At 53.1% G+C, this 15331-nt stretch carries 11 protein-coding genes and 1 tRNA gene; 5 read left to right on the top strand and 7 right to left on the bottom strand.

The annotated features are described in order from the left end of the window. Positions 1 to 51: 51 nt before the first annotated feature. From ACK5LI_RS15585 to ACK5LI_RS15570, 4 genes are all read right to left on the bottom strand, one after another. Positions 52 to 2478, bottom strand: coding sequence for a penicillin-binding protein 1A (locus tag ACK5LI_RS15585; RefSeq protein WP_416951052.1), 2427 nt, complete (start codon positions 2476 to 2478; stop codon positions 52 to 54). 6 nt (positions 2479 to 2484) lie between these two features. Further along, a complete protein-coding gene (locus ACK5LI_RS15580) occupies positions 2485 to 2934 on the bottom strand; it encodes a YkgJ family cysteine cluster protein (protein ID WP_416951050.1) in 450 nt (149 codons plus the stop codon). Between the two features lie 127 nt (positions 2935 to 3061). Continuing rightward, a complete protein-coding gene (locus tag ACK5LI_RS15575; RefSeq protein ID WP_416951048.1) occupies positions 3062 to 4666 on the bottom strand; it encodes an ArnT family glycosyltransferase in 1605 nt (534 codons plus the stop codon). Between the two features lie 222 nt (positions 4667 to 4888). Further along, positions 4889 to 6292 (bottom strand): aldehyde dehydrogenase family protein, encoded by a 1404-nt coding sequence (locus ACK5LI_RS15570; RefSeq protein ID WP_416951233.1) that lies wholly within the window; start codon positions 6290 to 6292, stop codon positions 4889 to 4891. A gap of 270 nt (positions 6293 to 6562) precedes the next feature. Here ACK5LI_RS15570 and ACK5LI_RS15565 point away from each other — a divergent pair, with 270 nt between their 5' ends. Together ACK5LI_RS15565 and ACK5LI_RS15560 are read left to right on the top strand one after the other, a co-directional pair. Continuing rightward, a complete protein-coding gene (locus tag ACK5LI_RS15565; RefSeq protein ID WP_416951046.1) occupies positions 6563 to 7954 on the top strand; it encodes an NAD(P)/FAD-dependent oxidoreductase in 1392 nt (463 codons plus the stop codon). A 271-nt stretch (positions 7955 to 8225) separates the two neighbouring features. After that, positions 8226 to 8459: a hypothetical protein gene (locus ACK5LI_RS15560; protein ID WP_416951044.1), complete on the top strand. Its 234-nt coding sequence runs from the start codon at positions 8226 to 8228 to the stop codon at positions 8457 to 8459. Positions 8460 to 8779: 320 nt separating this feature from the next. Here ACK5LI_RS15560 and ACK5LI_RS15555 read toward each other — a convergent pair whose 3' ends face one another. Next, complete coding sequence (locus ACK5LI_RS15555) at positions 8780 to 9664, bottom strand: hypothetical protein (protein WP_416951042.1); 885 nt, start codon at positions 9662 to 9664, stop codon at positions 8780 to 8782. Positions 9665 to 9947: 283 nt separating this feature from the next. On the opposite strand from ACK5LI_RS15555, the gene ACK5LI_RS15550 reads away from it, so the two are divergent. The 3 genes from ACK5LI_RS15550 to ACK5LI_RS15540 all read left to right on the top strand — a co-directional run bounded on the left by ACK5LI_RS15550 (position 9948) and on the right by ACK5LI_RS15540 (position 12690). After that, positions 9948 to 10841 carry a hypothetical protein gene (locus ACK5LI_RS15550; RefSeq protein WP_416951040.1) on the top strand — a complete coding sequence of 298 codons (894 nt, stop codon included), beginning with the start codon at positions 9948 to 9950 and terminating at the stop codon, positions 10839 to 10841. Between the two features lie 116 nt (positions 10842 to 10957). After that, positions 10958 to 11848, top strand: a complete 891-nt coding sequence (locus ACK5LI_RS15545; RefSeq protein WP_416951038.1) for a hypothetical protein — start codon at positions 10958 to 10960, stop codon at positions 11846 to 11848. Between the two features lie 764 nt (positions 11849 to 12612). Beyond that, positions 12613 to 12690 (top strand) — tRNA-Glu (locus ACK5LI_RS15540). A 133-nt stretch (positions 12691 to 12823) separates the two neighbouring features. Here the strand turns inward: ACK5LI_RS15540 and ACK5LI_RS15535 are convergent. Both ACK5LI_RS15535 and ACK5LI_RS15530 read right to left on the bottom strand, forming a co-directional pair. Then, positions 12824 to 13474, bottom strand: a complete 651-nt coding sequence (locus ACK5LI_RS15535) for an OmpA family protein (protein WP_416951036.1) — start codon at positions 13472 to 13474, stop codon at positions 12824 to 12826. Between the two features lie 381 nt (positions 13475 to 13855). Then, complete coding sequence (locus ACK5LI_RS15530) at positions 13856 to 15283, bottom strand: PLP-dependent aminotransferase family protein (RefSeq protein WP_416951034.1); 1428 nt, start codon at positions 15281 to 15283, stop codon at positions 13856 to 13858. Positions 15284 to 15331: the final 48 nt, after the last annotated feature.

Here is a 15331-nt window from a genome sequence, read left to right as displayed (position 1 = left end):
AAAAAACGCCCCGCGGTTGCACGGGGCGTCGGTAGTGTTTTTTCACGATGACTAGAACATCTGTTTCATCAGGTCTTCACCGCTTTTGCTGTCGTCAGCACCATGCCGCGGCGCGGAGCCCTCCACTATTGTGGGCTGGGTGCCTTCTTTAAAGGGCAGGAAGTAGCTCAGTGACGATGCCGGTCCTGCAAGGTTGCCGGTATTACCGTCGATTCGAACCTGAACAATGCCCGGGGGCATGGGGAAGTCCTGAACCGGATAATCTTCTTCCACGGCCCTGCGATAGTCCACCACGATGGGGGATGCCGCGCGTGAGCCTGTTTCCCATTTACCCATAGGCGTCAGGTCATCAAAGCCTACATACGAAACGGTTACAAGGTAGGGCGAAATGAGCACAAACCATGCGTCGCGTTCGTCGTTAGACGTTCCGGTTTTGCCGCCGAGAGGACGCTTGAGCACCTTGGCCCGGAAGCCGGTACCATCGCGGACAACCTCTTTCATCAGCGAAGCCATGATGTAGGCGTTCTGGGGCGAAATAGCCTCTGTCTGCTCCGGCTCAAACGTGGCGATGGGTTCATCCCAGGCGGATTTGATGCTGGTTACCATGCGGTGTTTAGCACGCATACCTTCGTGTGCAAACGCCGTATACACTTCTGTCAGGTTCAGCGGCGAAACAGCAACGGAACCAAGGCTGACAGACAGGTCAAACGGGAAAGGCGCATCAAAGCCCAGTGCCTTTGCGCGCTCTACAATAGGCGGAATGCCGATAGCCTGTGCAATGCGTATGGTGCACAGGTTACGGGATTTGACCAGTGCCGTGCGCAGCAGCGTGGGGCCGTAGAACTTGCCGGAGAAGTTTTCCGGACGCCAGATTTTAGCGGTAGCGTCATCAGTATACACGAAAGGCGCATCAAGCACGATGGATGCAGGGGTGTACCCGTTATCCAGTGCAGTAGAATATACAATAGGCTTGAATGCGGAGCCGGGCTGTCTTTTTGCCTGCACAGCGCGGTTGTATTGACTTTCTGCAAATGAGTACCCGCCGACAAGGGCGACCACGTCACCGGAGTCAGGTTCTATGGATACCAGCGCGCCTTGAACATCCGGCTCCTGCGCGATAGCCAGCTTGAATTTGGTATCAGCCGTAAATTGCGCGGGTTCAGCGTCTTTCTTGTCGTTTTCAGGCAATACAATCTGAGCCCAGACCACATCACCGGCCTTTACAACCGTACGGGCGTCTTTAACGGCGGCAACAAAGTCCGTTGCCACTTTGGGGTCGGGTGTACGGCACCAGTGCATGGATTCAACATCCATAAAGCCGCTGTATTCACCAAAGCTTACATCCGCGCCTTTCTGGCTTACGTTAGTTACCAGTACTTTTACCCATGCATTGTTAACCAGTGTTTCCGGAGCAACGGGGTTTTCCTGCAGAAAGGCTTCGCGGGCTTCCTTTGCTTCCAGATGTTCAAGCGGGCCGCGCCAGCCGCGACGTTTGGTAGAATCAATAAGGCCTTGGCGCAGGGCTTCTTCCGCCGCTGCCTGATGCTTGGGCTCCATGGTGGTGTAAACGTGCAGGCCGGATTCATAAACGGCATCTTCGCCGTAACGTTCCAGCTTGATTCCCTGTTTTTCCATGTTGTCTTCGCTCAGGTATTCGATAAGCCTGCGGCGGACCTCTTCAAGATACCATGAACCAGTACCCCACGAAGGATCTTTCATGGAGGTGAAAACCATCTCTTCATTGATGGCGGTGTCGTATTGTTCAGACGTAATCCAGCCCAGTGCAAGCATACGCTGCAATACATACAGCTGCCTGCTGAAAGCGGCTTCGGGGTTGTTAAGCGGGTTATATTTTGAAGGAGCCTGCGGCAGGCCGGCCAGCAAGGCCGCCTCGGCAATGGTCAGTTCGCCCACGTGCTTGCCGAAGTACGTACGTGCAGCGGACTCTACACCATATGCTCCTGCCCCGAGGTAAATCTGGTTCAGGTAAATGGTCAGAATTTCATCTTTGCTCAGGTAGCGCTCCAGCCGGTAGGCGAGGATTGCTTCCTTGATTTTACGCTCGTAGCTGCGTTCGGAGGTAAGCAGCAGACGTTTGATGACCTGCTGAGTGATGGTGGACCCGCCCTGACGGATACTGCCCGCCTGCATGTTCTTCATAAAAGCGCGCATGATGGCGCGGAAGTCGATGCCCTCGTGACGGTAGAATGAGTCGTCTTCTGCTGCCAGAAAGGCCAGAGGCAGGTGGCTGGGCATTTCATCAAGGCGCGCGAGAAAACGTTTTTCGCGGTAAAAATAGCCTATGGTGCTGTTGTCACGGGCATACACCGTGGTCACCAGCGGCGGGCGGTAGTCCGTGATGCGTGTGAATCCGGGCAGGTCTTTGGTTGCCCAGACGTAGATTCCGCCCAGCCCGAGTATGCCCAGAAGCACAAGGCTGAGTAAGCCGATAAGAAAGTAAGTGAGAGTGCGGTTCATGATATTCTATAAGGTATGGTCGCAAAGTGGATATTGGTTGCCGTGTTCGTCTTGCTCGGGGTCAAGTCCCCATGCAAGACGCAGGCGGCCGAAAATCAGTCGCAGTTCATTTTCTGTAACGCCCATGGTCTCCATGGCTTCACGTATGGACGAGGACTCAAGGTATACAAGGCACTCATCGGGTGTAAACATGGTCAGCATGCCATTGGGCATAAACCAGAAAGGGAAGAGGCGGCAATACCACGGACGGGCTTCGCGGGGAAGCCTGCAACCCGAATGCGTCAGAAAAAGGCAACGGCCTGTTTCGTCAGACGCAAGCCTGAGGTGGTCGCCATGCGGGGGAAATACCTCTTCCAGACGGGCTGAATCAGCGGGGAACAGCCGCTTCATACAGTCGATGAACGGCTGCGTGTTGCGCTGAGTCGCAAATCCGCCCTGATCATTGCAGTGATCCACTATGCGTTTCCATTCGCTGGGCGAAAGGGGAAAACATAACTCCTCATTTCCGGGAGTCATCTGACAGCACGTGCTGAATTTGGCAGCACAACGTGCACAGACATGAGGATCGGCACAGTTGGTCACGTTAGTATCGTTCCTGTTGTTCTCGGGGCCATTTGCCGTTGAAATCGCGCAATACCACAATGGTAAATTCGCGTCCCGGCGCGTCCCTGTGTGTAGTCTTGTAACGTATCACTTCATACGACGCGAACATTTCTTTCAACTGGGGCTTAATGCCGTTGTCTTTTTGCACGTAAATGGCATCCCAGCCTTTTTTATCCTCCGGCGTCGGCCACAGGTCATACTGGCTCATGCGTCTGCCAAAGTCGGCACAATAGGTAACCGGCTGACCGGGTGCGTAAAACGCCAGTGCGGCTGTGATGTCGTATGACTTAGAAAAATAAAATACTTTCTGCGGATCAGGCAGGCTGTTTTGCAGCTCTTCCAGCTTGTGGCTTAAGTCCGTCCAGCCTTTCAGCCTGACTGCCGGATTATACTTGGACGGCAGCGGCAGCCAGTTTTGTCCGTACAATAGCACAAACAGAAGCATGCCAAGCCCGACCCATATGCGGCGCATCCGCAGACGGGACAGCCGCTTACCGGCTTCGCGCACAGCCTGCCCGCTTCGCTCAAGGGCAGATGCGCACAGTATCATACCGGCAACGTAGCTCATGGCCGACCAGTTGGGGTAAATGCGGGTATGGAAGCTCCAGATAATGAAAAAGCCCCACAACGGCCAGAAGGCGGCAGAAAACAGCAGCGACTGCCGGACTTCGTTCATGTCGTTGCGCAGCCCGCTGTACATGTCGCGTCCGGAACGCGGGATGCGCCACACGCGCAATGCGCGCCATGCACCGGCCAGCATGAAAACAAACCACCACGGCGAAACAAGGCCGATCTGTGCACCGATGTATTCAGGAAAACGGTCAAAGCGGATAAGCGGCTTGGGATCAGGCGATGCGACACCTGCCAGCCCTGCAACATGCCTGAAGCCGACAAAGTCGTTCTGCATGTTCCATATGAGAATCGGCAGAAAGCCGATAACCGTACCTGCCCCAAGAGCAATCAGCATCCGCGTGACCATGCCTTCCGGCAGCATCCGTTGGCGGCGCAGACCCAGTGCGTACAGAATTGCTATGCCGGGCATGGCAAGCATCATATATTTTGCAAGAATGCCCAGCGCCATGGCTGTGCCCAGCAGCACATACGGGAGATAGTTACGGGGCGAGACGGACATCCAGTACAGGCACATCATGGCGCCTGCCCAGCAGACCAGCAGGGGGCTGTCAGTGGTCATCAAAATGCCGGAAGCGATGAACAGCGGCGTAGTATTGGCCACAACAAGCGTCCAGAGGCCCAGCAAGGGGCGACGCATAAGGTGGCCGACACCTGTGTACAGAATAATCTGCGCCAGACACGAGTTAATAACCGCGGCAAAGCGTACACCCAGTTCGGTATCACCGAAAACTGCCGTCCACAGGCTGATAAGCCACGCGATGAGCGGCCCTTTGGAATAGTAGGAAAGCTGGAGGCGGCGGGTCCAGTCCCAGTACTGTGCCTCGTCCTGAACAAGGTCAAGCTGACCGGAGGCTATGAACCAGAACCGGACAATAGTGGTCAGCGCTATGATTGCGGCAGCGCACAGCGCGGGCTGACGCTCCCATATGGGGCTTTTTTGCAAGAGTATCACCTTCGCAAGAGTCGTTTGGCGCGGAGTCTAGCGGCTCGCTTGTCTCCTGTCCAGTAAGCGGAGTAAGCCCGCTTTCAGGCTATGGCCAATGCAGCAGGCAGGCAGAAGGAGCGTTTTTGTAACTCTAGTAATACAGGGTAGTTGATGATGCAGGATGAGTGAGTGCAGTGTATAAAATGACAACGGCCTGCCCGTGCTTGGCACGGGCAGGCCTGAACGGATTTATTTTATGATGTAGCGTAGCAGCTTCTGCTTCCAGTTTGCATCCGGGCTGAAGCGTACCGGCAGGTCGATAAAGTTTGTGCCGCGGGCAACGCTGCGCAGACGCGAAAAGGCCATGAAGCCTGCCTCGCCGCGATGGCTGCCTGCTCCGCTGCCTGCCGCATCACCGAAAGGCAGCGCGGGATATACCGTCTGTACCAGCGTGTCGTTGACCGCTGCTGTGCCGGACATTGTTTCGTCCAGCACCATACGCGCAGTGAATATGTTGGTGCTGAATATATACAATGCCAGTGCCGCAGGGCGGCTGTTGACCATCTGAATGGCGTGCTCCACCGTGTCTGCTTCAAACAGGGGCAGAATGGGGCTGCGGGTGGTAGACTGCATCACCGGAGCATCGTCGGCTACACCTTCCAGTACTGTAAAATTGATGAAGCGTGAGGATGCATCGGACTCTCCGCCGATGACCGCTGTGCCGTCTGCAAGAAAAGCTTCTGCCTCTGCAAACGCCTTGGCGTCAATCATTTTGCCGAAAGCAGAGCTGGCTCTGGGAACTGCACCGTGCTGGGTTTCCAGTTCGTTGCGCAAAGCGTTTATCAGGCGCTCGCGGACCTTCTTTTGTACAATGATGTAGTCAGGCGCGGCGGCAGCCTGTCCGGCAGCAAGAGTTTTGGCCCACACGATGCGGCGCGCAGCCAGACGGATATCGGCATCTTCCAGCACAATGGCAGCATTGCGACCTTCTGCGGTTTCGATGACGGCAGGTGCCAGATGTTCTGCCGCTGCACGGCCGAAGCGGATGGCCACATCACGCGGGGCTGTACACAGATAGGCGTCAAAGCGCTGCCCCAGCAGTGACTCAACGGTTTCTTCTTCCGCTGTTGTTACAAAAATCTGTTCGGGTTTGAAGAACTGCTGCACGAGGCGCTCAATGACGCCGTTTACATTGGGAGTGCGCGGAGAAAGCGCCAGCACCAGCGGTGTACCGGCGGCCAGTGCAGATGTGACGGGCATGAGCGCACGCTGAACAGGCATATCCCAGCCGGTTACTGCCAGTGCCAGACCGGCAGGAGAGGGCACGCTGCGGCCCCATCCCCATACATGCAGACGGGAGCGTTTTACCAGTTTGCCTTTGGCAAGGCAGGGAAGCTTTTTGATCATATGGCCGATGTCATTGATGACGGGGGCGATTTCCGCCGCCAGTACCATATGTTCCGAGAGGCCGGCATCCTGACCTGCCGCAACGATAAGGCGGCGGGTGTAGTCGTGTACTGCGCTCCGCAGCGTACGAAGAGATGCCTTGCGGTTGTCCACGTCGCGTGTGGCGCCGGACAGGAAGAAGGCTCGCTGGTTTTCAGTTATTTCGTATATGCGTTCAGGTGTCATGGCAGGCTCCTTTGTGTGCATGTGAAACGTGATATCTGAAAATACTAACACGCACCCTCTGGGCTGGCTAGACCGTACCGTATCGTTTCAATAAATAGTGTATGCTTAACTTGCAGAAAACAAAGAGTAAAAATGTTCAAAATTGCAATTCTGCCCCCTCGGGAAATGTCGCCCGCGACCTATTGACAAATTCGCAGACCCGTGTGCAAGGTACACTAAGCCATTGTGCGCGCAGGGTGCCACGGTCTTGCGTGAATGGTGGTAATGTGTCGATTTTACGGGAGATTGTACATGTCGAAGGTGAAGACAGATTTTGACGTTATCATCGTGGGCGGTGGTCCTGCAGGGCTTTTTGCATCATACTATCTGGCAGAGCATTCCAACCTGTCTGTATGCCTTATTGAGCGCGGTAACACTGCCCGCAAGCGTAACTGTCCCATCAACAAAACGCAGAAATGCGTAAAGTGTAAGCCGTGCCATATTCTTTCCGGCATGGGCGGCGGTGGACTTTTTTCTGACGGAAAACTGAATTTTATCCATAAACTGGGCAAGACAGACCTTACGCAATTTTTGTCCCGCAGCAGTGCAGAGGAGCTGATTGACGAAACCGAAATGATTTTCAATCGGTTCGGCATGGACGGCCCTGTGTACCCTTCCGATATGGAAGCTGCAAAGCAGCAGCGCAAGCAGGCAAAAAAACATGGCATTGACCTGCTGCTTATCAAACAAAAGCACCTTGGCAGCGATTGTCTGCCTGAACATATAGCACGTATGTGCGACTACATAACTGAAAGCGGCGTTACCATCCGGACGGGTGAAGAAGTAAAAACAGTGATGGCCGAAGACGGTCAGCTGAAAGGCGTGATTACTGATAAAGGTGAGTATACTTGTAAAGCCGCCATTCTTGCCCCGGGGCGCGTCGGCGCGGACTGGGTGGGCGAAATCTGTCGTTCCTTCGGATTGCAGGTGAGCCAGCGTGGTATTGAAGTGGGCGTGCGCGTAGAAGTGCATAACGACATAATGTCGGATACAACCGACATTATATATGACCCCACATTCTTTGTGCAGACAAAAACCTATGACGATCAGACCCGCACGTTCTGCACTAACCCTGCGGGCTTCATCGCGCTGGAAAACTATCAGGATTTCGTATGCGTAAACGGCCATGCCTACCGGAACAAGAAGTCGGAAAATACGAACTTTGCTTTCCTTTCTAAGGTAGTGCTGACCGATCCGGTATCAGATAACACAGGCTACGGCACGGCTATCGGCAAGCTGGCGACCATCATTGGCGGCGGCAAGCCCATCCTGCAGCGCTTCGGTGACCTGAAGCGCAGCCGCCGTTCTACATGGAACCGCATAAGCAAGGGCTACATTGAGCCGACCATGACCAACGTGGTGCCCGGTGATATCGCCATGGCTTTGCCGGAACGCATTGTGACAAACCTTGTGGAAGGTCTGGAGCAGTTGAATCATGTGCTGCCCGGTATTTCCAACGAGGAAACTTTGTTGTATGCGCCGGAAATCAAGTTTTTTGCCACGCAGGTCGAGACTGACAGTCAGCTGGAAACAGGTGTGCGGGGGCTGTTTGTAGCCGGCGACGGTCCCGGCGTTGCCGGAAACATTGTTTCTGCCGCCGCAACCGGACTTATTCCTGCCAAGGCTATTATCGACAGATTGTAAGCTGGCATAAAAAACGCTGAATTCTGCTACGGCAGCAGGGTGCAGTATATTGATAATAACGCGGAGAGACCGGCTAGTCTCTCCGCGTTTTGTTGTGCCCTGCATGTAACCGGCAACACTGCACAGCGGGATCTGTCCTTTTGTGAAGTTATAACGCGTGGTCCGCGCTGGCGGCTTGCCAGGTGCGCTCCGTGTCTTATGTTTGAAGTATATTTTTTGTGGCGTCTTAGAGCTTTTGCGTAACCGGATAACGTAGCGTGGGAGGTTAGGTATGCCCTTCACCGCAGTAGCAAAAGTAGCGCGTAGTCGTTATGAAACAGACCCTGCCGTTCAGATGTGGATGACAGGGGTAAAGAGGCATATAGAAGAGCTTGCGCTGGACGTAGGTCTTGTCCCCGAGCGCAATGTGCTGCTTTCAGTGACAGAACAAGAAGTGCGATTGGGGGTAAGCGAAGAGATGGACGCTTACCTGCGGGAATCGTCAGGTGGCTGGCGGATTGATTGAGGCCGTTGAACGGCTTTTCAGGGGTGCCTGAAAAACATGGGCTGACAGGCAAGTAAGGGCGCATTGCGCCCTTTTTTTGTATCGTTAGCATGTAGGTGGCAAACGTGCCGATGGCAGATGCCGCCAGCTGAAACGAGGGGCACGTTATGAGTCTTCGCGGATTACGCGGTGCAGGCTTTCGGGAAGCAGCACTGTGTAGCGAGGGTGATGCATTGTTGCACGGCAGATAACGAGTTGCTTGCCGGATTACAGGTGTTCTGCATTACAATAACAAAACGAGAACCCGTATATGGGGCTCTCGTTTTGTTTTTATAGGCTGGTTATTTTTTGGTTTCGTCCGCGCCCTTAAACTGCACGGTGGAAAAGGTGCCGTGTGTGAACACGCTGGTTGCATAAGATACGGCAAGCGCAAACAGTGCGGCACCCACGCCTATGCCTGCTGCATAGTATGGAGGGGCGGAAAGGGCTATGCGCATGAACAGAGTGGCAATTACAAAGCCGGAGTTGCGGAATACGGCATGAAAGCTGGGCATAAACCGCTGCGTGACAAGCACAAGTAAAATATCCGCAAAGATAAGTACGGTATAAAAGGTGACGAAAAAGTCGTGCTTGGTGCCGTACATCAAAAAGTCCACCGCATCATAAATGCCGATAATAACGAACGAGATGAACAATACCAGCGCGATAATCTTTTTAGTCAGAACGTACCTCATGCGCTCCGTAGGGTCTTTCAGATACCCCTGAAAACGCTGCACTCTGTAGTAGACGCCAAGAATGACGAATATGCACAGCGCCGCAACGCCGGAAGCCGCAACATGCATCAGTGCTTCTGCATCAAGAATAACAGAGATCGGCTCATGCATTTGCGAAAGTGCTTTGAATGAGTTTCGCAGCAGAATCAGAGTCAAAATTTCAAGCTGCTTGCCCAGTGATTTTGCAACCGATGTGGAAAGCACGAAAATCAGGCTCATAACTTCCAGCACCAGCAACATGGTGAAGGCTAAGTCCACAGCATAAAAGTGGTTCATGGGGGTGATGGCAGAGAGCGGTGCAGGCAGCATTCCCTGCCTGTTCAGCTCGATACCGGCAAGTCCTATCAGAAAGATGATTATCAGACCGTGCGCTACATAGCGTTCTGTGCGCGGGTGTTCCCAGAAGTGATGCAGAATATCGAAGAGATTGGCTGCTGGTTCCAGACGACTCATGATGTACTCCGTGAAAGTGAAACGTATTGTAATACTACGCGAAAAAATGAGCAGGGCAAGAGGCTGGCGGCTTTTTTTGTTATTGAGTGGCGGGGTGCTGACTTCCTGTATTTAGTGCGGTGTGTGCGTTTTTTTAACAAGTTACTGGTAATTAATAGTGTTCCGGTATATTGCTTGTTTGTAAGTGATGCTTTCATGCTCTGTATTTTCTGTCTTTTTATGATGAAAGTGCATTGTTCTGAGTCGGCACTCTCTTACACATGCATAGGCTGAGGAGAATCATGTGCCAAAAATTACGTGTTATATGTGTGCGTTGCTCGTAATTTTGTGCTGTTTTGCTTCCGCTTACGGTGCGGATGTCCGCGTTCGCGCCCCTCAGTCTTTAGTCGATGTAACGCATGGATATTACATCAGTTTGCTTCAGTTGGCGCTGGATAAGACTGCGGATGAGTATGGGGTTGCAACCGTGGTGGTTACAGATTTTAATGTAACGCAGGGCAGGGCATTGACTGAGCTTGCCAGAGAGCAGGATTCGCGGATTGATGTTGATTGGGCGGCAACAAGCCTGAGGCGTGAACAAGACCTGTTACCGGTGCGTGTGCCTTTGTTGGGCGGACTGCTGGGATACCGTGTTCCGGTTATTCGCGTAGATTCGGTGGGTGATTTTTCGGCAATACGTGCAATAGGTGATTTGCGGCATTATAAGGCTGTGCAGGGTATGCACTGGCCTGACTCTGATATTCTGGAGTTTGCGGGAATTCCCGTAGAACGCGTGCCCTTGTTTGAGTCTATGTACGCCATGCTCAAAGAAGGGCGGAGTGATTTTTTTCCCAGAGGCATAGCCGAAGCCTACGCCGAGGTGGAAGAAACAGGGGGCGGTGCACTGGTCGTTTTTGATGCGCTGCTGATACAGTACCCTATGCCGATGTATTTTTTTACTTCGCACCTACGTCCCAAACTGGCAGTCCGTCTGGAAAAAGGATTGCGCGCAGCTATCCATGACGGCAGTTTTTCGCGTCTTTTCCGTTCTCACCCTGCAACTGCCCCGCTCTTTCCTCTGTCCCGCTTTGTAGGTTCCCGTGTGATTCATCTGGAAAATCCGAACCTGCCGCCGACCACATTGTTGGGGGATTCCTCTTTGTGGATTTCTGTCGGGGGGCCTTTGCGTCCTCACTAGCCGTTTGAATGATCCGTTAGAATGTTGCCCCGTGTTCGGGATGCCGGAAAGAGGTATACTGAATTATCGTTGTCTGTTTTCGTGTAACTTTTTTCCCTTCCTTCGGAGGAAAATTGGTGAACTATATTGTTTGTTTTATGTTTTGTTTTGTTTTGCTTACCGGCAGCGCGTTTGCCAACATGCTGGAAGTGCGGATTCGTAAGCCTCAGTCTGTGGAGGATGCAACGCATTCTTATTACGCGGGCCTGTTGCAATTGGCTTTAAACAAGACTGAGAAAGAATACGGGCCTGCAAAGATAAACATTACAAACGAGAAAATTACCAAAAGCCGTGCGTTTAAAATGCTGGAAGACCCCCGTTTGTCCCGCATTGACGTGGAATGGGCGGGAACAAGTCTCGAATGGGAGCAGAAATTGCTGCCTGTCAGAATTCCCTTGCTGGGCGGCTTGCTGGGTTACAGGGCTTTGGTAACGAACAAGGCCGTTGCGCCTGACATTGCGGCAGTAAGATCAATGGAAGAGATGAAGCGGTTTGTGGCGGTGCAAGGCACTGACTGGACTGATTCTGACATTCTGGAAGCTGCCGGTCTGCCTGTAAAGCGGGTTGTTGTGTTTGAGCATATGTATGCCCTGCTCAAGCGCAGAGGGGTTGATTACTTTCCCCGTGGCATTAATGAAGCATACGCAGAAGTTGCAGGTGCAGGGGACCCGAATCTGGTTGTTGTTGATTCTGTACTGCTGCACTATGCGTTGCCGATGTATTTTTTCACTTCGCTTACGAATAAGGCTCTTGCACTACGTATAGAGGCCGGACTGCGGGCTGCAATCAAGGATGGTTCGTTTGCGCAATATATGCGTGAGCATCCGGCCACGGCGGGTCTGTTTCCTTTGTCCAGATTCAACGACTCTGTAGTGTTGCATATGGATAACCCTTTTCTGTCGCCGGAAACCCCTCTCGATGATCCTTCGCTATGGATAAATGTCGGTAAAGGCATGCGCATACACTAGGCTGTGCACGATTTCCGTTGGCGAGGTATGAGGGCAGATCTGCTGCGGCTTTGACTGCACTATTCTTGCTGCCAGCTTAGTATAAGCAATCTGCGGGAAATTGATTGGGCAGGGGCTGTGTGAAGATTGCAGGGCATCAGTTGAACATTTTCCGGCTAGCCGCAGTCTGCCCGAATAGCATAGCTGTGCAGTGTGATATTTTTGCAGAATGGCTGCTGGGACTCATTCGGGAAAAGGGGCTCCGGTCCTTAAGCCCGCGATATAAGTTCCACAAGGTGTGTCATTCCCTGATCTGCACCTCTTGATTCGTTTTGGTAAAGAGCTGCTTGTGTGACTTTTTAAGGTTATGAAAAAGAACTAACGGGAAGACTTCACTCTTCTACGGGCATAAAAAAAGCGCCCTATGGCGCATTCTGCTGGCAGCGGCCCTCAAACGCGAAAGAACCTGCTTGAAATTTCCGGGCCGCCCGGGTCGTCCGGCCATATTGGCTTTGCCTTGGCTCCGGTACGACATTTGTCACCAGCAGGTTCTTTCATCTCGGTTCTCTTCATGGGAATTAATCAGGCTTATCCTCCGTTGCGGTATACTCTTGCAAGGCAGAGAACCCGCTGTCCTCTGTCTCGCCCATAGAATAATACCGCTGCCGCCACAGTCAATGCAGAAAAATGCATTTCGCCCAACAAAACGCTTGACGAATTTGACGCGGTACCATAAACACCTCTTCGCGCTGACGGCAACTGCTGTTCAGAGCCACATAAAATGCGTCCCCATCGTCTAGCCTGGCCCAGGACACCTGCCTTTCACGCAGGCGACAGGGGTTCAAATCCCCTTGGGGACGCCACGAATGTAAAAGCCCTTACGAGCAATCGTAAGGGCTTTTTTCGTTATGTCTGGGCCGCAGGGTAAGTTAGAGACAACAAAAAAAGCGGCAGCATGCACACGCATGCAGCCGCTTAACTATAGGGCTTTTTTGCTTAGTACCCTTGTCGTACGGGTACGATGATGATTTCAACACGCCGGTTGACATCGTGTGAAGAAGAAATGGGGCGGCTTTCGCCGTAACCTACCGTGCGGATTCTATGAGCGGCTACGCCGTTGCGCAGCAGTTCGTTGGTTACCGCCTGTGCTCTGCGTTCGGACAGACGCTGGTTATATTCTTCAGAGCCGCGCACGTCGGTGTGTCCGCCAACTTCGATGGTTGTCTGGGGGTATCTGTTCAGCACCTCGGAAATGCGGCGCAGTTCGTGGTATGCGCCGGGCTTCAGGTCGCTTTTATCGTAATCAAAGTATGCTTCGCCCTTGAATGTTGCGCGCAGAATGTCCTGTTCTCTCTGGATGCTTGCTGCTTCAGAAGCGGCAACTGCTTGCCGCAGTTCCTGCTCCTGCATGTCCATGTATTTACCGATCTGGTTACCGGCAATGCCGCCAACAAGGGCACCGATGCCAGCGCCGATAAGGGTGGACTTGGTATCCTTGCCCACAGCCTGACCGACTGCAGCCCCCACACCGGCACCTATACCGGCGCCGTACGCTGTACCTTTGTCCTGTTTGGTGTGCAGGTTGGAGCAGGCCAGCAAATTCATACACAGAAAACAAGTCAGAATAACTCTAAAAAATACCTTCATTTCTTTCTCTCTTTTTGGTCTTCAATAGTTGGCTTTACCGCTTTTAAAACGCATCTGATACGTTGTGCCGGAAAACCGGAACTTACTTTTCGGGATGGTTTGTGCAAGTCAACGTTCGGGTTCTGTGTTGCTATGAACAGCTACCTGTGGCGATGCTGCTTTACTATCCGGTATTACGCATAAAAGACAGTAAAATATGCCAGATGCGGCATCCTGCGCACCCACGCAAACTGTATACAGGGTAGAGTCTGGGGGAAGACGGAGTACGGCACTTGGCTATTCAGAGTATACCCGACTGTGTTTCCGCTGCATATAGGTAAACAATTTATTTTTACTGTATCTGCTGATCTGGTCAGCGGTGCAGCTGGCTGCTTGTTGGCGTCAGTTGGCGAAGCCTTGCAGAGTATTGCGTAACAGCCCTACGCCCTTGGCGATGTCTGTATCGGAAAGGTGGGAATACCCCAGAATGATTTTATGTTTATGCGTGCCATCCTGCAGCAGAGAGTGTTTTTCCACCGGAGTAACCTGCACGCCGCGGGAGTGCAGCGCCGCGATAAGTTTGTCTGAAAAGTTGACCTGCGGGAATCCGGCAACCAGATGCAGGCCGGTTGCCTGCCCTTCTATGTCGTAGTCTGGGCCGAATTGTTCAGTCAGGCACGCTATCAGATGAGCGCGTTTGTGGCTGTACAGTTTTTTCATTTTCCAGATATGCCGTTCCAGCCCGCCGCTGTTGATGAACGCCGCTAGCGTATGCTGTGAAAGGGCATCTGTGTGCACATCCATATACATTTTTTCAGGCTGCCACACGTCAATCATACTTCCGGGGATAATAGCAAATCCCAGCCGCAGGGCGGGGGCCATGATCTTGCTGAACGACCCTACATAAATGACAGTATCCGGAGCCAGCTCGTATAGTGAACTGACCGGCGCACCCTCATAGCGGAATTCGCTGTCGTAATCGTCCTCTACGATGAAGCAACCTGCGGCTTGGGCAAAGCGGATAAGCTCCTGCCTGCGCTGCACAGGCAGAATGCCGCCCAGCGGGTACTGATGTGAAGGCGTGACATACGCAAAGGCCGTGCTGACTGTTTCCTGATGACTAAGGCGCTGCAACTGCGATGTATCCAGCCCGCGGTTGTCTGCCCTGATGCTGCGCACGGTATAACCGGCCTTGCTGATCACTGCCGTAAGACCTGAATGCACAGGGTCTTCCACCACAACAGTCGAATCCGGTTTGTACAGTAACTTTGAAATCAGCAACAGGGCTTGCGTTGCGCCGGATGTGACCATGATGCGTTCCGGCGAAACGCGAATGCCTCTTATGCGCAGCAGGTAAGCGGTAATGGCTTCCCGCAGTTGCCGGACTCCGGCGGGTGCGCAGTAGCGCAAGGCCTCAGGGGGCAGAGCCTCGCATGTACGCTGGTACAATCTGCCCCATTCCTTTGCGGGAAACGCGTCCAATGCCGGAATGCCGGACCGGAAGCTGATGACTGGCTGGGCTGCTGCCATGGGTAACTGAGGCTTTTGCTGGTGGTTGCTTTCCTGATGCTGCGTGCGCTGTATGGGCCGGATGCCTTCCGCCACAATCGTGCCGGAACCGTGACGCGCGACCAGATACCCTTCTGCCAGTAATTGATCGTATGCTTCCATCACGGTGTTGCGGGCAACGCTCAGGTCTTTTGCCAGCGCTCTGCTGGAAGGCAGCTTTTTACCGGCACGCAGTTCTCCGGTCAGTATCTGCGCCTTCACCTGCCTGTATATCTGCCTGCTCAGCGTGGCCTTGCTGTCATGATCAAGCGTTATCCACATATGCATCCTGTGCTGAAAAAAGTGGCTTAGATGAAAATGATAAAAAGT

It is taken from the genome of Oleidesulfovibrio sp. (assembly GCF_047973035.1).
Taxonomy (GTDB): Bacteria; Desulfobacterota; Desulfovibrionia; order Desulfovibrionales; family Desulfovibrionaceae; genus Oleidesulfovibrio.
This window is presented reverse-complemented; position numbering and strand designations above follow the sequence as displayed.